At 64.1% G+C, this 23188-nt stretch carries 22 protein-coding genes; 12 read left to right on the top strand and 10 right to left on the bottom strand.

The window, feature by feature from the left end:
* Window positions 1-29: 29 nt before the first annotated feature.
* The 3 genes from PI93_RS07555 to PI93_RS07545 all read right to left on the bottom strand — a co-directional run bounded on the left by PI93_RS07555 (window position 30) and on the right by PI93_RS07545 (window position 3262).
* Window positions 30-1358 (bottom strand): MFS transporter, encoded by a 1329-nt coding sequence (locus PI93_RS07555; RefSeq protein WP_236105637.1) that lies wholly within the window; start codon window positions 1356-1358, stop codon window positions 30-32.
* A 65-nt stretch (window positions 1359-1423) separates the two neighbouring features.
* On the bottom strand, window positions 1424-2077 hold the full coding sequence (locus tag PI93_RS07550; protein ID WP_039374808.1) for a DUF4286 family protein: 654 nt from the start codon (window positions 2075-2077) through the stop codon (window positions 1424-1426).
* 231 nt (window positions 2078-2308) lie between these two features.
* Window positions 2309-3262, bottom strand: coding sequence for a LysR family transcriptional regulator (locus tag PI93_RS07545; protein ID WP_039374774.1), 954 nt, complete (start codon window positions 3260-3262; stop codon window positions 2309-2311).
* 315 nt (window positions 3263-3577) lie between these two features.
* Here PI93_RS07545 and PI93_RS07540 point away from each other — a divergent pair, with 315 nt between their 5' ends.
* The 4 genes from PI93_RS07540 to PI93_RS07525 all read left to right on the top strand — a co-directional run bounded on the left by PI93_RS07540 (window position 3578) and on the right by PI93_RS07525 (window position 6545).
* Entirely contained in the window at window positions 3578-3790 is a 213-nt protein-coding gene (locus PI93_RS07540; protein ID WP_039374776.1) for a hypothetical protein, read from the top strand.
* A gap of 59 nt (window positions 3791-3849) precedes the next feature.
* Window positions 3850-4197 carry a hypothetical protein gene (locus tag PI93_RS07535; RefSeq protein ID WP_052241048.1) on the top strand — a complete coding sequence of 116 codons (348 nt, stop codon included), beginning with the start codon at window positions 3850-3852 and terminating at the stop codon, window positions 4195-4197.
* A 124-nt stretch (window positions 4198-4321) separates the two neighbouring features.
* Window positions 4322-5635: an O-antigen ligase family protein gene (locus tag PI93_RS07530; protein ID WP_080759458.1), complete on the top strand. Its 1314-nt coding sequence runs from the start codon at window positions 4322-4324 to the stop codon at window positions 5633-5635.
* A 16-nt stretch (window positions 5636-5651) separates the two neighbouring features.
* The gene (locus tag PI93_RS07525; protein ID WP_039374778.1) at window positions 5652-6545 is read left to right on the top strand and encodes a glycosyltransferase family 2 protein; all 894 of its coding nucleotides are present in this window, start codon (window positions 5652-5654) and stop codon (window positions 6543-6545) included.
* 105 nt (window positions 6546-6650) lie between these two features.
* Here the strand turns inward: PI93_RS07525 and PI93_RS07520 are convergent, their stop codons facing one another.
* Both PI93_RS07520 and PI93_RS07515 read right to left on the bottom strand, forming a co-directional pair.
* Window positions 6651-6821: a hypothetical protein gene (locus PI93_RS07520; protein WP_158453314.1), complete on the bottom strand. Its 171-nt coding sequence runs from the start codon at window positions 6819-6821 to the stop codon at window positions 6651-6653.
* 141 nt (window positions 6822-6962) lie between these two features.
* Window positions 6963-8015, bottom strand: coding sequence for a YeiH family protein (locus tag PI93_RS07515; RefSeq protein WP_039374780.1), 1053 nt, complete (start codon window positions 8013-8015; stop codon window positions 6963-6965).
* Window positions 8016-8259: 244 nt separating this feature from the next.
* Here PI93_RS07515 and PI93_RS07510 point away from each other — a divergent pair, with 244 nt between their 5' ends.
* Window positions 8260-8922 carry a 2-hydroxychromene-2-carboxylate isomerase gene (locus PI93_RS07510; RefSeq protein WP_039374782.1) on the top strand — a complete coding sequence of 221 codons (663 nt, stop codon included), beginning with the start codon at window positions 8260-8262 and terminating at the stop codon, window positions 8920-8922.
* Window positions 8923-8949: 27 nt separating this feature from the next.
* On the opposite strand, the gene PI93_RS07505 is transcribed toward PI93_RS07510, so the two are convergent.
* The 4 genes from PI93_RS07505 to PI93_RS07490 all read right to left on the bottom strand — a co-directional run bounded on the left by PI93_RS07505 (window position 8950) and on the right by PI93_RS07490 (window position 13072).
* Window positions 8950-10167 carry an SGNH/GDSL hydrolase family protein gene (locus PI93_RS07505; RefSeq protein WP_052241050.1) on the bottom strand — a complete coding sequence of 406 codons (1218 nt, stop codon included), beginning with the start codon at window positions 10165-10167 and terminating at the stop codon, window positions 8950-8952.
* 270 nt (window positions 10168-10437) lie between these two features.
* Window positions 10438-11019 (bottom strand): OmpA family protein, encoded by a 582-nt coding sequence (locus PI93_RS07500; RefSeq protein WP_236105640.1) that lies wholly within the window; start codon window positions 11017-11019, stop codon window positions 10438-10440.
* Window positions 11020-11099: 80 nt separating this feature from the next.
* Entirely contained in the window at window positions 11100-12347 is a 1248-nt protein-coding gene (locus PI93_RS07495; protein WP_039374784.1) for a diguanylate cyclase domain-containing protein, read from the bottom strand.
* Window positions 12348-12481: 134 nt separating this feature from the next.
* Entirely contained in the window at window positions 12482-13072 is a 591-nt protein-coding gene (locus PI93_RS07490) for a YfiR family protein (RefSeq protein WP_080759460.1), read from the bottom strand.
* Window positions 13073-13542: 470 nt separating this feature from the next.
* Between PI93_RS07490 and PI93_RS07485 the strand changes: the two genes are divergently transcribed.
* The 7 genes from PI93_RS07485 (at window position 13543) to PI93_RS07455 (ending at window position 22590) form a co-directional block, all read left to right on the top strand.
* Window positions 13543-15261 (top strand): putative bifunctional diguanylate cyclase/phosphodiesterase, encoded by a 1719-nt coding sequence (locus PI93_RS07485; RefSeq protein ID WP_052241051.1) that lies wholly within the window; start codon window positions 13543-13545, stop codon window positions 15259-15261.
* Between the two features lie 107 nt (window positions 15262-15368).
* Complete coding sequence (locus PI93_RS07480) at window positions 15369-16034, top strand: cupin domain-containing protein (protein WP_236105641.1); 666 nt, start codon at window positions 15369-15371, stop codon at window positions 16032-16034.
* 140 nt (window positions 16035-16174) lie between these two features.
* Window positions 16175-17281 carry an S-(hydroxymethyl)glutathione dehydrogenase/class III alcohol dehydrogenase gene (locus tag PI93_RS07475; protein ID WP_039374785.1) on the top strand — a complete coding sequence of 369 codons (1107 nt, stop codon included), beginning with the start codon at window positions 16175-16177 and terminating at the stop codon, window positions 17279-17281.
* A gap of 49 nt (window positions 17282-17330) precedes the next feature.
* Window positions 17331-18932, top strand: a complete 1602-nt coding sequence (locus tag PI93_RS07470; RefSeq protein WP_144400504.1) for an inorganic phosphate transporter — start codon at window positions 17331-17333, stop codon at window positions 18930-18932.
* 204 nt (window positions 18933-19136) lie between these two features.
* Window positions 19137-19874, top strand: a complete 738-nt coding sequence (locus PI93_RS07465) for an SH3 domain-containing protein (RefSeq protein WP_080759461.1) — start codon at window positions 19137-19139, stop codon at window positions 19872-19874.
* A gap of 634 nt (window positions 19875-20508) precedes the next feature.
* Window positions 20509-21924 (top strand): amino acid permease, encoded by a 1416-nt coding sequence (locus PI93_RS07460; RefSeq protein ID WP_039374789.1) that lies wholly within the window; start codon window positions 20509-20511, stop codon window positions 21922-21924.
* Window positions 21925-22131: 207 nt separating this feature from the next.
* Window positions 22132-22590 (top strand): cupin domain-containing protein, encoded by a 459-nt coding sequence (locus PI93_RS07455; protein WP_039374790.1) that lies wholly within the window; start codon window positions 22132-22134, stop codon window positions 22588-22590.
* A gap of 81 nt (window positions 22591-22671) precedes the next feature.
* On the opposite strand, the gene PI93_RS07450 is transcribed toward PI93_RS07455, so the two are convergent.
* Complete coding sequence (locus PI93_RS07450; RefSeq protein WP_039374792.1) at window positions 22672-22965, bottom strand: hypothetical protein; 294 nt, start codon at window positions 22963-22965, stop codon at window positions 22672-22674.
* Window positions 22966-23188 lie beyond the last annotated feature (223 nt).

Genomic DNA, 23188 nt, shown 5'->3' with positions numbered 1-23188 from the left:
TGGAGGTCGGACGTAAGTCCCGTTGCCGATCAGTCCTTGAGCGGTTTGTGCGCCGTTTCGCGCGCGGCAAGTAGTGCGATGGCCGTTATCGCGAGGGCTGCGGTCACATACAGCGACACCGACACCGTCGTACCGAACTCCTTGTAGAGGCTCACGATGATGAGCGGCGCGAAGCCTCCGCCGAGAATCCCCGCGAGCGTGTAGGCGAGCGACGAACCGGCGTAACGCACACGCGTCGGGAATTGTTCAGTGACAAAGGCCGCCTGCGGGCCGTACATGATCGCGTGAATCACCAGTCCGATCACAACGGACAACACGATCAGCGCCGGGCTGGCGGTATCGAGCAGCACAAAGAAGCCATACGCCCAGATCACGGCACACAGCACGCCGAATCCGTACACGGGGCGGCGTCCCAGCTTGTCCGAGAGCGCGCCGAACAGCGGCACCGTCAACGCATTGAACGCCGTACCGACCAACACGGCCGTCAGTGCGAGCGGGCGCGACAAATGCAGCGTGCCCGTGACATACGTCAACGTGAAGACCACCATTAGCGCATAGAGCACGTCCGAGCCGATGCGCGAGCCACCGGCGACCAACAGGTTGCGCCAGTGCGAACGGAAAACGTCGGCAATCGGCATTTCCGCCTGACGGTCCGAATGCTGCATCTCCTCGAACATCGGCGTTTCCTCCACGCCGCGGCGCACCCACAGACCGAAGGCCACCAGCACGAGACTCAGCAGGAACGGCACGCGCCATCCCCAGGTCAGAAAGTCCTCGGGCGAGATCGACAACGTGATGAGCGCAATGAGGCCGGTCGCCAGCAGCGTGCCGAACGATGGCCCGACCTGCGTCCACGACGCGTTCAGCCCGCGTTTGTGCTGATCGCCATGCTCGACGGACAGCAATACCGCGCCGGCCCATTCGCCACCGAGTGCCACGCCTTGCACGAAACGCAGTGCGACGAGCAGCACCGGACTCCAGATGCCGATCGATGCATACGTCGGCAGCAGACCCATCAGCCCCGTGGTCAGGCCCATCACGACAAGCGTGAGGACCAGTACGGCGCGCCGACCGATCTTGTCGCCGAGGTTGCCGAACACGAAGCCGCCGAGCGGGCGCGAGACATAGCCCACCGCGTAGGTCGACAAAGCCAGGATCGTGCCGGCCAGCGGATCGACCGACGGGAAGAACAGATGATTGAAAACCAGCGCGGCAAGCGTGTTGTAGACGGTGAAGTCGTACCACTCGAGCGTGGTGCCCACCATGCTTGCCGTTGCCAGACGACCTTTGTGGGTGCGCGACTTGCCGGCGGTGGCGGGGGTTTCCCGTGCGTCGCGGGTATTCGAATACGTTGTCATGGATGTCTCCAGGGTGTCCGTGAGATCCGGCATTCGGCCGGGCCTCGCGAGAGGGCAGCGGGACGTCAGTCGTCGTTGGCGCCAAGGCGCCAGAGCATGGCGAAACGGGTGACTTCGCCGGCCGGCACGCCGTGGGCGGCGGCGAGCGTTTCGGCGGCGATGCGCACGGCGTCGGGGTCGGTGCCTTCGATCAGCACGACAGCGTCGGCGGGGGGCAACGGGGCGTCCTTGGCGGTGAGCGAGACGGACAACGTCGGCACGGTGACTTGCAGCGTGGCGCGCACGATGCCGTCGCCCTGCGCCACTTCGGCGAGTTGCGTCTCGAGACGCGCACGCCCCCGGGCCACGACTGCCTCGGTCAATACGAACGCGGCGAGCATGCCACCCTGGCCCTCGCCCGCTTCGACATCGAGCGTGCCCACGCGGCGCTGCGTGCCCTGCATGCGTGCGAAGTTGCGCAGCGACCATTCCGTCTGATGGTGAAAGGCCTGAGCGTAGGGCTCGCTGGTGAAGACGGCGGCGTCCTGAGTGCAGTAGAGCGCCAGATAAGGACGGGCACAGTCATGCAGGGCCTTGAAGCGGCGCGCGAACTGGAAGCCCGGAATCGCCACACGCTCCTGCATGTGTTCGCGGTCGTACCAACGGTTGAAGTCGGCTTCGAAGGCCGGATCGATATTCGTCCAGATGCAGAGTTGGGCGCGGGGGGCAGTGGCAGTCATGAGGCAATCCATCGGTTTCGACAATCGGGGGATCGACCCGCACGCAATGCGCAAGTGCGCAAATGCATAGGGGCCAACCGTCTGACCGAGTGTGCAAAACAGGCGGAAGGGCGTCCAACAAGAAATCAAATTCGCCGCGACAGCAAATTCTTATGACCAGCGTGTGAGCGTTGCCCGACGGGGCTGAGGGAAGGCTTGGCGCCTGATAACGGCCGGAGGGCAGGCGACGGCTCAGGCGTCGGACGCCCCCCAGGTCGGCGCGGTCATGGCGGCGGCGGGCGGAATGGCAATGTCCGGCCCCATGTTCAGCGCGAACTCGCTGGCAGTACGTTGCGCGAGGCGGGCAACGTTTTCGGCGAGCAGCGCCCCGGTTCGGAACGACCCGACGAGCGGCAGATTGGGAAAATTGGCGTTCACGCGAAGCAAATGCAGGCTGTGTTCCCCCAGTTCGCGCTGAATGATCGCGGGGGGCAGCATGGCCACACCGAAGCCGTCGGCCACGAGCCGGATGATGGCCGCCACCGACGTCATGCAATTCACACGCACCGGCCGCTCCGCCGCGACCGAAAACATCCGCTCGAGTGTCTTGTGCGGCCCAGAGTTGCGCGAAAAGCTCACCAGCGGGTACGCCGCCAGATCGGCCACATCGAGCGTCTCCCCTTCGAGATTGAGCTTCGGACTCGCTACCCAACGCATCGGAAATTCGGCGAGCGCCACGTTTTCAATCCCCGCGCCATGCTGGACGTCGGTCTGCAACACGAGGTCGAGCGTGCCCGCTTCGAGTTGTTTGCACAGATTGATGGTCGTCTCGCTCGTGACTTCGATTTCGAGCTGCGGATATTCGTGGTGAATGCGTGCCGCCAGATCCGGAAACCAACTGTGGACGATCGACTCGACGACACCGATCTTGAGCACCCCCGGTGGCATGTCCGGATCGCTCAGTTCCCGCTTCATCTCCTGCCCGAGCATGACGATGCGCTCGGCATATGCCAGCGCCTTCTGTCCGGCGGCCGTGAGCGTCACCTCGCGCGCACTCCGGTCGAACAGGCGCACGCCGAAGCTCTGCTCCAGCGACGCGATCCGGCTCGACACCCCCGCCTGCGTCGTATGCAGACGCTCCGCCGTGAGCCGGAAATTACGCAGCTTGGCGAGCCAGACGAAGGTTTCGAGAAATCGCAGATTCATGCGGGGGGTACCGGAGATCGGGGAAATGGGGAGCGAGGGGGCCGGCCGGGAGCGTGTCTCATTTTAGCGGGAACAGAAAAACGGCGACGCAGCGCCGATTGGCGAGGGCATCCGGGTTGCGCTGCGGCGTCCGTTACGGCTGACGTTCCTGTCATGTTTCGTTTTCGTAACGTTTTTCAACGAACGTGACGGACATGCGCCGGCGACCTCCTTACAAATCATATAGTTAGCCACTTCAAGATATCTGGCACGCGAATTGCTGAATGACAGTCAACGGCCCGTCGAGGCCGGAGGGCCGAATTTCTGGAGACTGTCATGGCAACCGCCCACTTCCGCCGACCGCACCCGACAGTGGAACTCGCACGCTGCGTGTTCCGGCAGCACTACATCCGCATCATGCAGGCCGATCAGCCGGGCAACTATGCCGTACTGGTCGACGTCTGGCCGATGGATGGCCGGACGTTCTCGAGCATCGATCAGGCCAAGCACGCGGCCATGCTGTTCATCCGCGATATGGAAAACGACTGAGTCCACGCAAGCGATTCCGCGCCAGCGGCCCTGGCTCGGCCCCACGAGACGAGACCCTCATGAAACATCACCACACACGCCACAGCGCCGTCGAGCGCCACGCCCTGTCCGCTTTGCCGCGCTCGAGCGCCAGTCACCCGGTGGTGCTCGACCCGGCGGGCGACCCCTACGCGCGGGTCGCTGTCGAGGCCTATGCCGAAGCCTGTGCCCACGACCAACCGTGGCTGGCCGAGGCACTTCAGCGCCAATATCAACTGGCGGGCGGCACCCCGTCGAGCGCTGCCGCCCTGTGGCGCGCGTTTCACGAGGCACAACAGCTAGCCCGTGAAGGGGGTTCCTACGATGAAGCGGCCTGGACCCACGTGGCGCTGCATCTGTGCGGGGTGTTGGGGGCGATGAATTTGTAGCGTGGACGCCGCGCAATTCCGCGATCATCCATAGGGAGTTACACAAAGCCTACGAAAACCCGTTGGCGCAAGCATTTCTGGCATACTTCGTGCAAAGAAAACTGCGAAGTCCGCCTGCAAGCCAATGAGTAAGTCTAAAGCGTCGGCAATGATTCCGAGCCGACATCTTTTTGCCAAGATTTTCGGCATCCTGATCCTGTTGTTTCCTGCTGCCGCGCTTGTTGTCCCGCGCGGGGGAAACACTGTTGTGTTCCTGACAGTGGCGCTTGGCGCGACCATCCTTTTAGTGGATCGTCAGCGAGGCGAGATTTTGCCGCTGCTCAAGGCCAGCCCTCACGTCCGGGTGCTCATCCTGGCGATGTTTCTGCCGTTCTTCGCGATTTTGCTGGTCGAGGTGCTCCACGGGAAGATCGTTGCGAATACGCTCGATTCGCCCGTGCGTTTTGTGCTCGCCACCATCGTATTTTTCAGCCTGCGCAGAATCGTCAATGTCATTCCGAAATGGGTCGATCTGACGTTCGGGGTGGGAGCCATCTGCGCCGCCATCATGGCGTTGTATTCAACCACAGACCTTCTCGCAGTGAGAGCCGAAAGCTCATTTCTGAATCCGATTCATTTCGGAGACATCGCACTCCTGCTCGGCATCCTGTCGCTGGTTTCGATTCACTGGCTATCTCATGACAAACCGTGGATCGTTGCCTTCAAGATTCTTGGGGGCGCGGCCGGTTGTTACGCATCTTGGGCGAGCCAGTCGCGTGGCGGCTGGGTCGCACTACCGTGCCTGCTGGCAGTATGGTTCTTCTGGCACAAACACCCCATCAGTACCGGGCGGCGCATAGCCATTGCCGCTATCGCAGTGGTTCTGTTGGCGAGTGCCTTCGCTTCATCCCTGGTGCGGGAACGCTTCGAGGCCATTCGAACGGATATCACCAGCCTATATGCGGGACAACCCGATTCGTCAACCGGTATCCGGCTTGAACTGTGGAAAGCCGCTGGGAAACTCATCGAGGCGAAACCTTTGCTCGGATTGGGCGCTCACGGTTTTCGCGATGCCATGCCCGCCATGTCGGCGACGGGCGTTTTAACGCCTCTGGCCGCCGACTACGGGAAAGGCGAGGTGCATAACCAAATCCTTGCTTACGTCGTCGACTACGGGCTCATATTCGGCTTGCTCAGCATTCTTGGTGTCTACGTAGGCCCTGCCTACTTCTTCATCCGATCGGCCAAGATCCGCCATAGCCCCCGAGAGCATCGCGCTGCGCTGATGGGTCTGATGACGGCGGTCGCTTTCGCCATCTTCGGTCTGACGGTGGAGACGTTCAATCTGAAGGTCACCGTCGCCTTCTATTCGACGATGGTGGCTCTGTTCGCTGCCTTCGCATATCCTGTCGGCAATTCGGTCGACACGATCGACCACGACACGCCTGCCACCCGGTAATCAAGCTGTTCCCCACATGCTAAGCATTCTGATCCCGACCTGGAACAATCTGCCGTTCCTCCAGTTGTGCATCGATAGCGTTCGCCGTCACTCCGGCGAGGCGCACGAAATCCTCGTTCACGTGAACGATGGCAGCGACGGTACGCTCGAATGGGTTCGGGAACAGGGTCTGCGCCACACGCACAGCAGCGGCAATGTGGGGGTTTGTCTGGCGCTCAATCAGTTGGCGCCGCTCGCCTCGCACGATCAGTTGCTCTTTCTGAACGACGACATGTTCGTTACCCCCGGTTGGGATACCGCGCTCATCGACGCCGCCCGCGCGCTCGACACGCCGGTGTACTACCTCTCGTCGGTGATGATCGAACCGAATGCCGGTGTCAGCAAACAAGTGGTCTCGCAAGACTTCGGTACGACGACGGAAACGTTCGACGAAACCGCCCTGCTCGCCTTCGCGGCCTCGCTCAAGCGTCAGGACGTCAACGGTGTGCCCACGCAGCCGACCCTCGTGAGCCGTAGTCTGTGGCATCTCGTGGGCGGTTACAGCATCGAGTTCGGACCGGGGATGAGCAGCGACGACGACTTTCTCATGAAGTTGTGGCTCGTCGGCTGCCGCACGTTCCGCATTGTCGGCAAGAGCGTGGTGTATCACTTCGGCTGCCGGTCGACCGGCCGCGTCGTGAAAAATCGCGGCAGCCGCGAGTTTCTGATGAAGTGGGGAATGACGCAGGCGGAGTTCAAGCGTGACTATCTAGATCTGGCGGGCACGCCGGCCGGTGCCTCCCTGCCCAACGTTCCCCGGCCAAGCGGCAAGAGCCGCATCAAGCGCGCACTACATGGCAGCAAGCCGTATCCGCTCGAGGATCTCGAGCGCTGGGATACCGACGTACCGCGCCATCTGAAGCTCGACTGAGCGACGCGGCAGACACACCACTTACCACGCGGCACGTACCTTCCCTCCGGCTGATACCCGTCAGCCGCCTTGCCCACCGCCCTCACGATGCCCTGCTGCGGGCAATCAATGACGCGGGTGGCGAATCTTCTCCCACGCGTGCTCGAGACGTTGCACCGCACGGTGATCGGGATGTCGCGTCCACCAGACACCCAGTTCCCACACCATGCCAGCCAGCAGCGCAATGACGACCAGCGCGCCGATCGTGTACCAGATCTCACCGAATGAGGTTGCCATCACGGCCTCCGGAAAATGCTTCACGGACGACCAACGGTCATCCGTGATTTCATTGTAGGCGACCGGCCCCGGCTTTCCCGCCGGGTCTGCCCTAGGCTGAGGTGTCTCTCATGGCCCGGCCCGGCAGCGACGTCGGAGGCATCAGAGTTGGCCCATCGCCAGTTGCACCACGAGGCTGCTGACCGACACGGCGGCCCACACGCCCAGCCCCAACAGAATCGGACGCACACCGGTCGATGCCATGCGGCGAAGGTTCGACGACAGACCGATTGCCGTCAGGGCAACGATGATGAGGAACTCCGCTGCGTCGTGAATCCAGGGTTGCAGTTCTGCCGGCACGAGACCGGCCGTGCGAACCCCCGATGCGATCAGAAAGCCGAGAATGAACCAGGGGAAGATGCGGGCCAGGCTGAAGTTGCCGGCACCGGCACGCTTGGCGCGGTACGCCACGATCGCCGCCAGCGTCAGGCAAATCGGAATGATCAGGGTGGCGCGCGTGAGCTTGACGATGGTCGCGTAATCCCCCGCCGCCTTGCTATAGCTGTAGCCGGCGGCCACCACCGACGACGTATCGTTGATCGCCGTGCCCGCCCACATGCCGAAGCCGAGGTCCGACAGGTGAAGCATGTGACCGAGCATCGGGAACAGCAGCACAGCCGCAATATTGAACAGGAAGATGGTCGAAATGGCGAACGCCGTTTCGTGGTCGTCCGGCTTGACGATGGGCGTGACCGCTGCAATGGCCGATCCGCCACAGATTGCCGTGCCCACGCCGATGAGCAGCTTGAGCTTGTCGCCCACCCCCAGCAAGCGCCCCAGCCCCCAGGCCGACAGGCCGGCAGTGGTAATCGTGACCGCCGTGACCGCCAGCGATTCCAGGCCCGTATGCGCCACCTGCGACAGGCTCAGGCCGAAACCAAGCGCGATGATGGACCACTGCAGCACATACTTGGAGGCGAATTTGATACCCGCTTCGTAGCGAACACCGGGCGAAAAGACGTTACGAACGACGATGCCAAGCAGGATGCCGAATACCGGGCCACCGATGATCGGCATCTGACGACCGAGCAACAACGCCACAAAAGCGATCACCGTCGAGAGCACCAGACCGGCCCACGGATTCTGCTGATCCGGCACCAGCGTATCGGGTCGAACGGCGGTGGCGGGGCGGGTGGTATGCGTTTTTGCGGTCATTGCAGGCACTCCTCTTGAATGACTGCAAGTCTAAAAACTCCGCTTCAATAATAAAAATCGTTATATCGAATAAAATATATCCAAATAACCGATACTTATTTGTCTGCCACGTAACCAACTGAATCTATAGGGTTTTTCACGTGCAACCCGGAGGATCGGGGCTACAACCGTCACTTACGGCCCGCTACACTCTTCGAAGCCGCCAGAAAGAGCGTCCAGAATCCCGATCCGGAGACCGTGCCTCATGTCACAAGTTGCCGACACCGCCGTGCGCCACGCGCAGTGGTATTTCGATTTCGCCTCCCCTTTCGCCTATCTGCAATTCGAGCGCTTCGACACGTTGCCGCGCTCGCTCGCCATCGACCTCAAGCCGATCGTGCTGGGCGCGATCCTCGCGCATTTGCAGACGCAGGGGCCGGCCGAGACCCCGCATAAGCGCATCTTCACGTACCGCATGGCGCAGTTTCGCGCCGAGCAGGACGGCATCGCGTTTCGCATGCCGCCGGTACACCCGTTTCATCCGATACGGGTATTGCGTCTGGCGGTCGCGCTTGGCGCCACGCATGACGTCGTGCGCACGATTTTCCGGTTTATCTGGGCGGAAGGACGCGACGTCACCGATGCGCAAGGCTGGCAAGACCTGAGCGAGCGCCTCGGCCTCTCTACCGACGAGGCCATCGCCCGGGCCGAAGCGCCCGAGGCCAAGGCAGCCTTGCGCTCGAACACGGAAACGGCGATTGCCGCCGGGGTATTTGGCGTGCCGACGTTCGCTTATGACGGGGAGCTTTACTGGGGCGACGATGCCACGGCGTTGTTCCGCCACTGTCTCACGCACCCGGAATGGCTGCGTTCGCCCGAAGTGGCGCGCTTGCAGCAAGTCACGGTCGGTGTCCGGCGCGAACGCTGACGCGCCTGATTCGGCGCGATTTCAGCGCTATTTTTCTTTCGCACCACCGAGAATGAGCGGCAGCGGGACGGCATCGGCCATCGCGGCGTAACCCGCGTCGCTCGGATGCGTGCCGTCGCCGCTGTCCAGACGCGGCAACATGCGCGTAGGCTGCGCCGGATCGCGCAAGGCGGCGTCGAAATCGATCACCCCATCGAAAGCCCCGCCCGTGCGCACCCATTGATTGACGGCCTCGCGCACGGCTTCCCGCTCGGGCGGCAACTTGCCCGGCGGAATCGTCGTTCCGAGAATGCGGACGTTGCGCGAGCGTGCAGCGGCAATCAGCGACTGATAGCCAGCGATCATCTCGGGCGCGGTCACGATCACATGGGGTACGTCGCAGTCGAGGCCGCCGTGGGGCGGCACGTATCCGAAGTTGATGTCGTTGATGCCGATCTGCACAACGACGGTTCGCACGCCCGGCTGCTCCAGCGCATCGCGCCGAAAGCGCGCCACCAGGCGCTCGCCATAACAGGCCGAATCGTGCAGCAAACGATTGCCGCTGATGCCGAGATTGAGCACCGCGATATCGCGTCGCCCGGCACTCTCCAGACGCCGCGCCAGTCCGTCCGGCCACCGCCGGTTGGCGTTCAACGTGCTGCGCATGCCGTCCGTGATCGAGTCCCCGATGGTGACAATGGCCTGCGCGGGACGCTCCGGCACCACGCTGAGCCCGGCGAGCCACAGCGTATTCGTGAAGCGCGTGGGAAAGGCCGATGCCTGTCCCGTCTCGACGAAATCGCCCGCGCCACTCAGGAACGCCGTCTGCTGCGCGATCTTGTGCCACGTCGTCGGCGGTTGGGCTTCACGCGTGAAGAGACTGACCGCCAGCGGCGTTCCGGCACGCACAGCGAAGGGCAGCGGGTCACTCTCGAGGGAAGCGCCGGGGGCAATCCGCGCCACCGGCTGGCCACCGAATGTCAGCGCACGCGCACTGGTGGCGTCGATCGCCGCGCCCCGCATCGACGTCGCGAGACTCGCGCGCTCGATCACCAGCGGCTGGGTGCCGTAAGCGTTGGAAAAGCGCACGCGAACGTCGTTGCCCGACAGAGTGGGATAGAGGATCTGACGGACCGTGCGTCCGCCCACTGCCGGGGCACGATTGAACGAGGGCGCGGCCGGATGCTGCGCCACGGCCTGAGGCGCCGTGGCCCATGCGCCAACACGCGTGGTCTGCGCGAGGACCGACGACGGCACGCCCATCATCGCCGCAACAAAGCATGCGCTGCTCAGTACAGTACTCAGTGCGCGAGGCACGTGAAGTCCGTGAGGCGTTCGGCGCATACCGTCGGCACAGGAGAACCGGGGGATCAAAGACGTCGGGAGCATCGGGACAACGTAGGCTATTCGGCCGGATTCGTCCGGCGACAGCCGCCATTGTGCCTGATTGTGGCCGATGGCAAGGATCGGCATGCCTTGCGTCGATGCCGGGCAACACGCGGTTTGACGTGTCGAAACCCGGCGTCCCGACAACACTCAGCGTGTCGAAATGACGATGGCGACGCGTCGGTTTTGCGCTCGTCCCGCGGGTGTGCTGTTATCCGCGACAGGATTACGCTTGCCGGCGCCGATCGTCTGAATACCGGCGCGTTGCATGCCCGCATCGACCAGCACACCGGCAACGGCATCGGCGCGGCGTGCCGAGAGCTGCTCGTTGTAGGTGTCGCTTCCCACCGAGTCGGTGTATCCGTAGACACGAACCTCGTTCAGCCCAACCTTCACCAGCGTTTTGCCGATACGCGAGACCGTCTCCCGCGCCGCTTCGCGCACCACAAACTTGTCCGTATCGAAGAGCACGGTGTCGGACATGCCGAACTCCCAGCCTTCGTCGGTCTGTTTGAAACCCTCGGCCTTCAGCGCCGCGATCTGCTCCGCCGTCAGCCCGTGAACCGGCGTAGTCTGGCACCCGGCCAGCGCCCCGAAGCCCACGAGGCAAACCACGGCCAGCAGCTTGCGCGCCGAGGGCATCCACCGGGCGATGGCACGAACGAAGAAAACCGCGAGCACGTGGCTCAGCCGGCGTGAAGATGAGTCGTGTGTATCAACAGCGAAGTCCAATGCAAATTCCCCATTGCGTTGTGTAATCCGGTCGTCATTTATGTTTATGGTGTCTTTCAGACTAGGTGCTGCGCGCCGCCTTATCTCTTGGAGCTTTCCGCAACATGCCAGGTGCCGACACCCGCACGCTTGGCCTGATACATCGCCGCGTCCGCCACGCGCAGCAGCGTGAGGGCGTCGTTGGCATGCGTCGGGTACAGCGCCACGCCAATACTCATCGACGTGACGATTTCGCCGCCGTCGGGCAGCGTCACCGGCTTCTCCATCGCCACGAGCAAGCTCTGCGCGAGCCGCACCGCATTCGACGTCTGTCGCACTCCCGGCAGCATGACGGCAAATTCGTCGCCGCCCAGACGCGCAACCAGATCGCCCTCGCGCAGCGGCTGGCGCAAACGCTCGGCAATCGCCACCAGCACCGCATCGCCGGCATCATGCCCCAACTGGTCGTTGACTTCCTTGAAACGGTCGCTATCGAGGTAAAGCAGCGCGACGTGCGTGCCAAGCTCGCGCGCGTCGGCCAGCGCCTGCGCAAGTTTCGATTCGAAATACGATCGGTTCGGCAGCCCCGTCAACGGATCGTGATTGGCCTGATGCGCGAGCGTGGCGTTCTGCGCACGCAAGTGATTTTGCCATCCTTCGAATTCGTCGAGCAGCGCGTTGAAGTCGTCGCCGAGTTCCTTGAGTTCGGCCAGCGGCGTGGCCGCGACCCGCTGGTGGAAGGCTCGCTCGCGGCGCACCGCGTGCGCCACCTCGGCAAGCGCACGCAGCGGTTTGACGATATCGCGATGCATTCGCTTCGCGAGCACATTCGACACCGCAAACGTGACCAGCAGACAGGCGAGTATCCCGCCTACGCCACTGAGCAGGAAGACAAAGAACTGATGTCCCTCGCCCTGTACTTCGACGTAACCGACGACCTTGCCATCATGACGTATCGGCAGCGTGACAGGCCCCGGCAGCGCAACGTCGGCCACCATGCGCTCGACCTGCGCCAGCGTACCACCATCGCGCCTGCGCCACAGGGCAACCTGCGCGTTGCTCGCGTCGAGCACGCGCACCTGAAAGACGTCTTCATCGTTGGCGATCATCGCAATCGCTTCCTGTGCGGCCACGCGGTCTGCGAACACCACGGCGGCCTCTGCGGTATACGCGAGCGAGCGCCCGATGAGCAGCAGATTGTTTTCGGCATACGCGCGCAAGGCAAGCCACGCCACGAGCGAGAGTGCCACGGCGGCGAGCACCACGGCGGAGACCGCCAGACGCAAGTGGGTCCGGCGCAGCACGCGCTGCAACGACGGCCGACGGCGGCGGGTTGACGCGTGCATCATGGCTGGCCGAGCGGCGGTGGGCGGTTCATGATCGCCACCGACCGGTGCGTCGGGCGGAATATGGGGCGGCAGGAGCCCGGCAACGGGTTCGCCTGGACCAGGAGACATAGGGGGGGCCGGAGGGCGTGGAGTCGTCATGGTGTCCCCGGCTTTCGTGCCAGCTTCAGCACGTTAGGGTGGACACGTACACCGCTGCGCGCGACGGTGTCGAGGTTGATGTCGAAGGTCACCCGATCGGGATCGACGTTCAGACAGAACATCGTTCCCACTGTACACGAGTCGTTTCGCTCGCTGATGGTCAGAATGGGGTGACCGGCAATGTTCGCCAGCACTTGCCGACGCTCGGCGTCCGTCATGACACCGAGATACAACACGTCGCACTGCGAACCAATCGCGGGCTCGGCGACGGACATGCGTTGCGCCTCGACCGGCAGGCCACTGCCCGGTAACGGTCCAGAGAGCAGATCGCGCGCGTAGTCGGTGTTGCCGCTCACGCACAGGCGCACTTTGGCCGGCGGTGTCGGCCAGCGGGTGAAGCTGATGATGCCGAGCACCACTTGGCGCACGTTGCCCTCGCGCGTGTTGGCAGACGCGGGAGCCTCGGACGTCTGTGCGAGGGCATTCCCGAGATTGCCGAGCGCGGCCCAGCAAACGAGCCACAGCAGGCACGCCAGACGCGCGTGCAGACGAGGCGACCGGCGTTCTCGCCAGTGGCCTTCCGCCATACCGCTTGTCGATGTCCGGACGCAATGCAACGCTGTCTTCCTTTGCCGAAATGTGGGCCGGGCAGACAGGTAGCGCCCTGTCCGGCGTGTGCTTTCGCACCGTCTCCCCCGCTCGAATCAGGCCGCATGATACCGAAGGGCCCGCCGCCAAGCTATATGAATGAGATGGCCTGAACCGGCTTGCGCGGGCAAACTGCCTTCGCTCGTGACTGCCGTTCAAGCCGTTTCGCTGTCGGACACCCATGCACAGCATGCACGCGCAAAGGCGTTTTCGGAACCCCTTCTCCCCCCATGTTTTCCCTTGCCCACGCGCACTCTCGACGTGGCAGAATGTTGCCCATAACCATTTGATAAACAACGGGAATCGCGCGAGCCGATCGCTCGATTATCGAGATAAAAATCGCGACGCCAGGGAGGTGTTGCATGACGTTCCGGAACGCCGGCCGGGCCGGTATTCGGGGGGCACCGACATGAACGATCCGGTGCCTCGTCGGGTGCCCGACGTCCAGGCCGAGTTGAGCCGTGCCGCGCTCGACAGCGCGCCGTATGCCATGTTCGTCTGCACAGACGACGGCATGATCGAGCGCATGAATACGGCGTTCACGCGTCTGACGGGCTACCAACCGACCGATCTGCTGGGCAAACGCAGCTTCCTCTCGTTGCTCGACCCCTCGGAACTCGCCCGCCGTCGGTTGCCCGCGCTGGCCAGCCTGTCGGCCAACGAAGCCGTGCCATACGACGACGAATGGCATCTGCTCACCCATCTGCGCAGTTGGCTGCCGATCCGGTTGGCGCTTTCCTGCGTCGAACATGCCCCCGGCGAGCGACGCTGGGTCGGCATCGTGCTCGACCTCTCGCAACAGGTACAGGTGGCGTCGCGGCTCTGGTATGTCACGCACCACGACCCGGTCACCCGTCTGCCCAACCAGACCCTGCTCAACGAGCGTCTCGAACTGGCGATCCATCGTTGTGCACGTCAACAGGTTGGGCTGACGGTCCTGCTTGTCGAGCTCGACCACCTGCGCAAACTCCGCAGCACCTTTGGCCCGCCCACTGCCGAGTTGGCGTTGCGCATCGCCGCCGAACGGCTGCGCGAAGCGAGCGGTCCCGAAGACGCTCTCGCCTGCCTGGGCGGCAGTCAGTTCGTCATTGTCACCAACGAGACGGGCGATGGCGCACGATTGCTGGCGTCACGGATACAGGCAAGGCTCGCTCAGTGGGTGGACGACCAGAATTCCGTCGCCCTCGACGCGAGCATCGGTGCAGTCAGCTACCCCGACCACGGCAATACGCCCGAAACCCTGCTGCGTCGTGCCCACGTCGCGCTCGGCGTTGCCAGCGCTGCCGGAGGCGGATTGCGCTTCTTCAGCAGCGAGATGGACGCGCAGGCGCGACGCCGCAACGAACTCGAAAACCTGCTGCGCGTGGCGGTGCACGAGCAGGCGCATTCGCAACTGCATCTGGTGTATCAGCCGCAGGTCAGTCTGGCGACCGGTGAGATTCGCAACGCCGAGGCGCTGCTGCGCTGGCGCCCCCCATCGCTGGGCCCCGTCGGCCCGACCGAATTCATCCCGATTGCAGAAACCGCCGGGCTGATTCTGCCGCTGGGCGAGTGGGTCATTCACACGGCCTGCCGTGAAGCGAGCCGCTTGTTGCGGCGATCCGGGCAACTGCCACGCATCTCCGTGAACGTCTCGGCCCAGCAGTTCGCACGACAGGATATCGTCGGCCTGATCGAGCGTGCCCTGAACGCCCATGCGCTGGAGCCAAGCTATCTGGAAATCGAAATCACGGAAACCGTGTTGCTCGGCGACTCCAGCGCCGCCGTCGGTTGCCTGCACTCGCTGCACGACATGGGCGTGGAAATCGCCGTCGACGACTTCGGTACCGGTTACGCCAGCCTTGCCTACCTGACACGCTTTCCCGTCCATCGCCTGAAGATCGATCAGACCTTCGTGCGCGACATGCTGACGCACGCGCCGAGCCATGCCATCGTGAGCGCGGTCATCGCCATGGCCCACTCTCTCGGACTGCGCGTGACGGCCGAGGGCGTGGAGACGCAAGCGCAGGCGCGACGGCTCACGGAATTGGGCTGCGACGAGGCACAGGGCTACTGGTTCGCACGCCCCGTCGACATCCACGGCTTCTATCACATCGTGGCGCCACTGGGCAGTGGCGCCCGCCGCTGAGACACACGGGCAGGACGCTTCGAATGGCCTAGTTGACTTGCCAATTTTTGGCGCTACCGGACAGGACATCGCTTCCCTAAGCTGAAGTCCCATTCGGAGGAATCGCCATGCTGTCCTTACCCAAACCCAAACTGCCGCGTCCGCTGCGCCCGGCCAGTCTCCCGGCCAGTCTCCCGGCCAACCGTACCGCCGCCACACTCGCTGCGCTGAGCGTGGCTGCCGTCGGTCTCGCGCTCACCCCGCCCGCACAACGCGCCCTGCCGGGCTGGTTCGACGCCCTGTGCTCCCTGACGATGAGTGCCAACCACACGATTTCGGAACGCTTCTCGCCGTCCGGCGCGACGCCGCCACGCAATGCGTCGATGGCAACAATGGCGACGACGACCGCGGCGGCAGCCGCGAACGGTGGCAACGCAGCAGCCCGTCCCGCCACGACGGTCAAACCGCTGTCGTGCGAGCCGCTTGCCAACGCACCCGGCAAGTCGGTGACCACCGCCATCGTCGAATTTCCGCCGCTCGCGTTCGCGCCAGCGCATCGCCATCCCGGCGCGGTCACGGCTGTCGTGCTCGAGGGCACGATTCGCTCGCAGTTGAACGCGGAAGTCCCGATCACCTACCATGCCAATCAGACGTGGTTCGAGCCACCGGGCACGCTGCACACGATGGCGGAGAACCCCGATCCGGCGCATCCGGCGCGGCTGCTCGCGTTTTTCGTCACCGAGGAGAACTGCGGGCCGCTCACGATCTACGAGCCGACGGCCCGGCCCTCGTAGGCGCAAGGCCGGCAATTCTTGCGTCTAGCCCCGCTTTTTCCGTCGACATGGCGTGTCAAGACTCGCGCGCGACTTTAGAACGCGGTATGGTACGTCGCGAAGGGATTCCCCCGAACGACGTTGCAACGAGGAATATCGCCATGAAAACCAAAGCCGCCATTGCCTGGGAAGCGGGCAAACCCCTGACCATCGAGGAAGTCGATCTGGAAGGGCCGCGCGCCGGCGAGGTGCTGATCGAGGTCAAGGCCACCGGCATCTGCCATACGGACTACTACACACTCTCCGGCGCCGATCCGGAAGGCATCTTCCCCGCCATCCTCGGCCATGAAGGCGCCGGTGTCATCGTCGACGTCGGCCCGGGCGTGACCACACTGAAGAAAGACGATCACGTCATCCCGCTGTACACGCCGGAATGCCGCCAGTGCAAGTTCTGCCTGTCGCGCAAGACCAACCTGTGTCAGGCGATCCGCAGCACGCAGGGCCGAGGCCTGATGCCGGATGCCACCTCGCGCTTCTCGATCGACGGCAAGCCCATCTTCCATTACATGGGCACGTCCACGTTCTCGAACTACATCGTGGTGCCGGAAATCGCCGTCGCCAAGGTGCGCTCGGACGCGCCCTTCGACAAGGTCTGCTACATCGGCTGCGGCGTGACGACCGGCGTGGGCGCCGTCGTCTATTCGGCGAAAGTCGAAGCCGGTGCGAACGTCGTGGTGTTCGGCCTCGGCGGCATCGGCCTGAACGTGATTCAGGGCGCCAAGATGGTCGGCGCCGACAAGATCATCGGTGTCGACATCAACCCGGGGCGCGTGGAACTCGCCAAGAAGTTCGGCATGACCCACTTCATCAACCCGAAGGACGTCGAGAACGTTGTCGACACCATCGTGCAACTGACCGATGGCGGCGCCGATTACTCGTTCGAGTGCATCGGCAACGTGACGACCATGCGTCAGGCGCTCGAGTGCTGCCACAAGGGCTGGGGCCAGTCGTTCATCATCGGTGTGGCGGCCGCCGGTCAGGAAATCAGCACGCGTCCGTTCCAACTGGTGACGGGGCGCGAGTGGAAGGGGTCGGCGTTTGGCGGCGCCCGCGGACGCACCGACGTGCCGAAGATCGTCGACTGGTACATGGAAGGCAAGATCAATATCGACGACCTCATCACGCACACCCTGCGCCTCGATCAGATCAACGAAGGCTTCGATCTGATGAAGCGCGGCGAGTCGATCCGCTCGGTCGTGCTGTACTGATCGCATGACACGCGGCGGCGTGCTCGACCCGCCCGACGACCCTGCCGGCATGGCCGGCGGGCCGCTGGCGCAGGCACGCCGCCGGCGACATCGCATTCGCCTTGCCCTCTTCCTGACGCTGCTCGTCGCAGGGCTGATCTTCACGACCGCCAGTCTCGTGCGCGATGTTGGCCGCGCCGGCGAGCACGCGATCACGTTGCTGCCCTTCCTGCTGCTCGTCGTCGCCCTGTTGATCGCGCTCGGCTTCGAGTTCGTCAATGGCTTTCACGACACCGCCAACGCCGTCGCCACAGTCATCTACACCAACTCGCTGCCGCCGAGCCTCGCGGTCATGTGGTCCGGCCTGTTCAACTTCCTCGGTGTGCTGCTCTCAAGCGGAGCGGTGGCGTTCAGCGTCGTGTCGCTACTGCCGGTCGAACTGATTCTGCAAGTCGGCTCGTCGGCGGGCTTCGCCATGGTGTTTGCGCTGCTTATCGCCGCCATTGTCTGGAACGGCGCCACGTGGTGGCTCGGCCTGCCCGCCTCGTCGTCGCATACACTTATCGGCTCGATTGTCGGGGTTGGCATCGCCAATGCCCTCATGCACGGGCGCGATGGCACCAGCGGCATCGACTGGGATCAGGTCGCCACCGTCGGCTACTCGCTGCTGTTCTCGCCGATGATCGGCTTCGGGCTGGCCGCCGCGCTCTTCGTCGCGCTGAAATTCTGCGTGCGCAACCCCGCGCTCTACGCCTCGCCCGAACCGCGCACGCCACCGCCGTGGTGGATTCGCGCAATCTTGATCCTCACCTGCACGGGGGTATCGTTCGCCCACGGGTCCAACGACGGGCAAAAGGGCATGGGCCTGATCATGCTGATTCTGGTCGGCACCGTGCCCATTGCCTACGCGCTCAATCACGCCATGCCCGACGAACAGGTCGCGCAATTTGCCGCCAGCGCCCAAGCTGCGCAGCGCGCACTCGCCGCGCACCCACCACACGCGCCAGTCACGACGGACACGGCGCCGGCAGCCCCGGCACGCGACGTCCTGGCGACGTTTGTACGCACCGAGCAACTCGTGCCCGGCGTGATGCCGGCACTATCGGAACTCACCGGCGACATTGCCCGCGAAGTGGCCGGTCACGGTTCGTTCGCGCGCATGCCGGCGGCGTCGGTCGCCAACGTGCGCAACGACATGTACCTCGCGGCAGAGACCATTCGGCTGGTCGAACGCCGTCGCGATGGGCAGCTCGATGCCGACACCGCGCGCGAGCTTCGGACATTTCGCAGCAAACTCGATGAAGCGACGAAGTACATCCCCTTCTGGGTCAAGGTATCGGTCGCTATCGCGCTGGGCCTCGGCACGATGGTCGGCTGGCGGCGCATTGTCGTGACGGTGGGCGAGCGCATCGGGAAGAAACACCTCACCTACGCACAGGGGGCGTCGGCCGAAGTCGTGGCAATGCTGACCATCGGCGCGGCCGATCTGTACGGCCTGCCGGTCTCGACCACCCACGTGTTGTCCTCCGGTGTTGCCGGCACCATGACCATCAATGGGTCGGGCTTGCAGTGGGACACCATCCGCAATTTGTTACTGGCGTGGGTCCTGACCCTGCCAGCCGCCATTCTGCTCGCCGGCGGCCTGTACTGGGTCTTCCGCCAGATGTTTTGACATGCGCGTCCCGCGTATTTTGTAAGCGCCGTAACGCGAGCCAATATTGCCGGCCGGTTTTGTTACGTGTGACGGCAAACCAACAGCCGATACGATCAGTCGAACCGGCATGCAGGTAGAGATGCGCTGCGTTTGCTCACGCGACAGGCTCGCCGGGCCTTGCGCATGGCGGCATCGGTGCGGCGTCATGACAGGGAGACGAAGATGAACAAATGGACTTTGCCGCTCGTGCTCGCGGGCGCAACGACGCTGGTCGCGCTGCCGGACGTGGCGTCGGCGCAGTCGGGACAGGCGGTGATCAATTCGTCCGCCAATGTGCGGGCGGGTCCGGCAGCCGACTATCCGGTCGTCGCTCAGGCCGGGTCGGGAATGCCGGTGACGGTCTACGGCTGTCTGTCCGACTACTCCTGGTGCGACATCGGCCTGCCCGGTACACGCGGCTGGATCTATGCGGCGCTTCTCAGCTATCCGTACCAGGGCAATCCGGTGCCGGTGCTCAACTACGGCACGATGATCGGCCTGCCGATCGTGACCTTCTCCATCGGTGCGTATTGGAGCAACTATTACCGCAATCGCCCGTGGTACCACGATCAGCGCTACTGGCATCGCCCGCCACCCGGCCCTCGTCCGCCGTCGTGGGGCGGCGGCCGCCCGCCCGGTCACTCCCCGGGACCGGGACCCCGTCCGCCCGGACACTATCCCGGCCCACGCCCACCGGGACATGGTGCAGGCCCAGGGCCGCGGCCTCCGGGCCATGGCGCCGGGCCTGGCCCACGCCCGCCGGGCGGCAGCGGGGGGCACGGCCCGCGCCCTCCCGGGGGTGGCGGTAATGGAGGTGGTAATGGAGGCGGACATGGAGGTGGCCATGGAGGCGGCCATGGGGGACGCCCACCCGGCGGGGGCGGACATGGGGGCGGTGGCCCCGGCGGGCAGAATCGCTGACGCGAACGGCCGCAAGTGTCGCCCCAGCGCGACGCGAACGGCCGCCGCCGCTTGCCCGGCCTCCCGCTTCATCGCCATTCCCGGGCAATATGACCCCAAATTCAGCAACCGCTGCACGAGCGTTAGGAAAAACGCTTAAAATGTGAGCAATTCCGGCCAGGCGAAGGTGCCGATCAGGTACCGATGGCCGGACCGCAGGACAGCGAGCCTTGGCCCGACCGACGCCCCCGCGTCGACGTGGCCCTCACATTGCAGACCACTTTCTCCGGTGTGCCGTTGCGAAAACCGCGACGGTCACGGCAGTCCGGCAGGATCCTCCGTCAGTCTCGATCGTGTTCGTCCCGCCCGGCGTGCCCTTCGCACGTCGCGGTTGCCTATCGCCATGCCACATCCGGCACGCGCCATCCGCGCACGCCGATGACGGCCCGAACGCCTGTGCCTCGCGCACCGGCGGCGTTAGCTCAGTGACGTGGTTCGTGAAGCCCTGTGGCGATTCGCCAGGCATGGGAACGAGCGGCCACAAGCCCGGGGTGCCCTTGCAGCCAGGTCGCGGGACACGTCTCCCGCGAATTCCCCCCATGGTGCGCACAACGCGAACGCCAGGGGCACACGTTGCAGGAACCTTTAGCAGGTCATGAGTCTTTTTCGAACCAAAAACATCGAGAACATGCTGGTCGCGAGCCGCACCGGCAGTCTCAAGAAAGTGCTGGGGCCGGTCGATCTCGTCCTGATGGGCATCGGCGCCATCATCGGCACCGGCATTTTTGTCCTGACAGGCACCGGCGCCCTCACTGCCGGCCCCGCGCTCACCGTCTCGTTCATCATCGCGGCCATGGCTTGCGGCTTCGCCGCCCTGTGCTACGCCGAATTCGCGTCGACGATTCCGGTCTCCGGCTCGATCTACACGTACAGCTACGCCACACTTGGCGAAATCGTCGCGTGGATCATCGGCTGGGATCTGATGCTCGAGTACGGTCTGGCATCGTCCGCCGTGTCGGTCGGCTGGTCGGGCTACTTCCAGTCGCTCGCGGCAGGCTTCGGTCTGCAACTGCCGGCGGCGATCACGGCCGCACCGGGCAGCGTGCCGGGCGTCTCGACGTTCATCAACCTGCCGGCCGTCGTCATCATGCTGCTCATCACGTGGGTGCTGTCATACGGCGTGCGTGAGTCCGCCCGCATCAACAACGTGATGGTGGCGATCAAGATCGGTGTGGTGCTGCTGTTCATCGCCGTGGGCGTCTGGCACGTGAAGCCCGCCAACTGGACGCCATTCATGCCGTTTGGCACCAGCGGCATGTTCAACGCGGCGGCCCTCGTGTTCTTCGCCTTCATCGGCTTCGACGCCGTGACGTCGGCCGCCGAAGAAGTCCGGAACCCGGGGCGCGATCTGCCCATCGGCATCATCGGCTCGCTTATCGTCTGCACGCTGCTGTATGTGACGGTCGCCGCGATCATGACCGGTATCGTGCCCTTCGCGCAGTTTGCGGGCGTCGACCATCCGGTCTCGCTGGCCCTGCAATACGCCGGGCAAAACTGGGTCGCGGGCTTCGTCGATCTGGGGGCGATTCTCGGCATGACGACCGTGATTCTGGTGATGACCTACGGCCAGACACGCATCACTTACGCGATGTCGCGCGACGGTCTGCTGCCGCCGATGCTCTCGAGCATTCACCCGAAGCACAAGACGCCGTTCGCGGGCACGTGGATCATCGGTGTAGTGTTCGCCGTCATCGCCGGCTTCGTGCCGCTGGGCGTGCTCGCCGAGCTGATCAATATCGGCACGCTGTCCGCGTTCGCGCTGGTGTCGGTAGCCGTGCTGGTGCTGCGTCGCACACGTCCGGATCTGCCCCGCGCGTTCCGTGTGCCGGGCGCGCCGGTCGTGCCGCTCATCTCCGCCGGTCTGTGCCTGTTCCTGATGGCCCACCTGCAAGCGACCACGTGGATCGCCTTCGTCGTGTGGCTCGTCATCGGCATGGTGATCTACTTCACGTATGCCCGTCGCAACGCCCTGCTGCACAAGCGCGGCGACGCACAGCACACGCCATCCTGATCGTCGTTACATCGACTGCGCCGTCTCGCGCCCCGGCGCGAGAGCGCGTATAGTCCGTCACAGGGCTCGCCGCACACTTCGCTGTGCCGCGAGCCTTCCCCGTCATGACGACGGGCGCTGCCTTCCCGCATCTCGCTTCACGCAAGTCGTTCGTCCGTAGCTCCCCTTGCTGCCGTTTCATCACGTCCCTGCAAAGGAAAAAAGAACATGCGTCGCTATGTCCTGCTTGCCGCCGTACCCGCCGCGTTCGCTGCGGGCTTCCTCTCCGACCACCTGATGCCCGGCGCGATGGCACAAGCCGCTGCGCTGACTGCCCAGATCATCGACGTCGGCGCCATGACCGACGACCAGATCGGCAAGCTCGTGCCCAATGTCGGCACGCTGCGTACACGTACCCTGGTCGCCACGCCCAACGGCACGATTGCGGTGCAAAGCGGCAACGTGCCGCGTCACACCCACCAGGAAGCCGACGAAATTCAGTATGTAATTTCCGGCAGTGGCACCTTCTGGCTGGGCGACCAGCAGCGCGAGGTGCATCCGGGTGACCTGATCGTGATCCCGCGCGGCACGGTGCACGCGGGGTCGCAGAACACCAGTGGCGAGTTCAAGGTGCTGGCTGTGAAGCTCCCGCCTCAGGCGCCGAACGATATCCAGTTCGTCAAATAACGGTGCGACACGCGTGGCGCACGGGCCGGAAATCGTGCTTGTGCGCCACGCGCGCCTGCGTCTGGCCGCCTTCTGCCTGGGTTAGCCGAAATTGCGATTGAGCCAGACCGCGCCGTAGCCGATCGCGAACATGGTGAGCAGCAGCGGCACGGAAATGCGCAACACCTGAATGACAAGCGGACGCGGCGGCAGGTCGTCGTCTTCCGGCATGCGCGCGGCCTCTTGCAGCGCACCGGTACAGATCGCGGCCGCGACAGCGCTCACGAAAACCCAGAACGTCTGGTTGTAGAGCAACGCCACGAGCAACAGCGCGAGCGCCACGTTGCGGCCGTGATAGATCAGATTGACGGTAGTACGAAAGGCTTGCGGCGACATGTCGGTATGGCGAAGGCGCGAGCGTTGAAGCCGCGCTGACGCGAAGGTTCTTGTTATTTGTCCTTTTGACCACGACGCGCCCGGCGGCGCATCGCGTCCCTCGAAAGCTGAATCTTGCTGACCTGAGCTTATCCACACTTAACGGCTTTCGCTACCGCAGTCTTTAACCCGGCACCGCCTCTGCCCGGCATCACCGGACTCAACGCAGCGATGTCGGGAGTCA

Source organism: Pandoraea fibrosis (genome assembly GCF_000807775.2).
Taxonomy (GTDB): Bacteria; Pseudomonadota; Gammaproteobacteria; order Burkholderiales; family Burkholderiaceae; genus Pandoraea; species Pandoraea fibrosis.
This window is presented reverse-complemented; position numbering and strand designations above follow the sequence as displayed.

What these genes read in the sequence shown, in the direction of transcription:
- PI93_RS07465 (WP_080759461.1), top strand. Translation starts at nt 19,137, where the DNA reads ATGAACAAATGGACTTTGCCGCTCGTGCTCGCGGGCGCAACGACGCTG.
- PI93_RS07470 (WP_144400504.1), top strand. Translation starts at nt 17,331, where the DNA reads ATGGCCGGCGGGCCGCTGGCGCAGGCACGCCGCCGGCGACATCGCATT.
- PI93_RS07455 (WP_039374790.1), top strand. Translation starts at nt 22,132, where the DNA reads ATGCGTCGCTATGTCCTGCTTGCCGCCGTACCCGCCGCGTTCGCTGCG.
- PI93_RS07510 (WP_039374782.1), top strand. Translation starts at nt 8,260, where the DNA reads ATGTCACAAGTTGCCGACACCGCCGTGCGCCACGCGCAGTGGTATTTC.
- PI93_RS07490 (WP_080759460.1), bottom strand. Translation starts at nt 13,072, where the DNA reads ATGGCGGAAGGCCACTGGCGAGAACGCCGGTCGCCTCGTCTGCACGCG.
- PI93_RS07480 (WP_236105641.1), top strand. Translation starts at nt 15,369, where the DNA reads ATGCTGTCCTTACCCAAACCCAAACTGCCGCGTCCGCTGCGCCCGGCC.
- PI93_RS07525 (WP_039374778.1), top strand. Translation starts at nt 5,652, where the DNA reads ATGCTAAGCATTCTGATCCCGACCTGGAACAATCTGCCGTTCCTCCAG.
- PI93_RS07540 (WP_039374776.1), top strand. Translation starts at nt 3,578, where the DNA reads ATGGCAACCGCCCACTTCCGCCGACCGCACCCGACAGTGGAACTCGCA.
- PI93_RS07505 (WP_052241050.1), bottom strand. Translation starts at nt 10,167, where the DNA reads ATGATGGGCGTGCCGTCGTCGGTCCTCGCGCAGACCACGCGTGTTGGC.
- PI93_RS07530 (WP_080759458.1), top strand. Translation starts at nt 4,322, where the DNA reads ATGAGTAAGTCTAAAGCGTCGGCAATGATTCCGAGCCGACATCTTTTT.
- PI93_RS07545 (WP_039374774.1), bottom strand. Translation starts at nt 3,262, where the DNA reads ATGAATCTGCGATTTCTCGAAACCTTCGTCTGGCTCGCCAAGCTGCGT.
- PI93_RS07550 (WP_039374808.1), bottom strand. Translation starts at nt 2,077, where the DNA reads ATGACTGCCACTGCCCCCCGCGCCCAACTCTGCATCTGGACGAATATC.
- PI93_RS07535 (WP_052241048.1), top strand. Translation starts at nt 3,850, where the DNA reads ATGAAACATCACCACACACGCCACAGCGCCGTCGAGCGCCACGCCCTG.
- PI93_RS07555 (WP_236105637.1), bottom strand. Translation starts at nt 1,358, where the DNA reads ATGACAACGTATTCGAATACCCGCGACGCACGGGAAACCCCCGCCACC.
- PI93_RS07450 (WP_039374792.1), bottom strand. Translation starts at nt 22,965, where the DNA reads ATGTCGCCGCAAGCCTTTCGTACTACCGTCAATCTGATCTATCACGGC.
- PI93_RS07485 (WP_052241051.1), top strand. Translation starts at nt 13,543, where the DNA reads ATGAACGATCCGGTGCCTCGTCGGGTGCCCGACGTCCAGGCCGAGTTG.
- PI93_RS07475 (WP_039374785.1), top strand. Translation starts at nt 16,175, where the DNA reads ATGAAAACCAAAGCCGCCATTGCCTGGGAAGCGGGCAAACCCCTGACC.
- PI93_RS07460 (WP_039374789.1), top strand. Translation starts at nt 20,509, where the DNA reads ATGAGTCTTTTTCGAACCAAAAACATCGAGAACATGCTGGTCGCGAGC.
- PI93_RS07520 (WP_158453314.1), bottom strand. Translation starts at nt 6,821, where the DNA reads ATGGCAACCTCATTCGGTGAGATCTGGTACACGATCGGCGCGCTGGTC.
- PI93_RS07515 (WP_039374780.1), bottom strand. Translation starts at nt 8,015, where the DNA reads ATGACCGCAAAAACGCATACCACCCGCCCCGCCACCGCCGTTCGACCC.
- PI93_RS07495 (WP_039374784.1), bottom strand. Translation starts at nt 12,347, where the DNA reads ATGATGCACGCGTCAACCCGCCGCCGTCGGCCGTCGTTGCAGCGCGTG.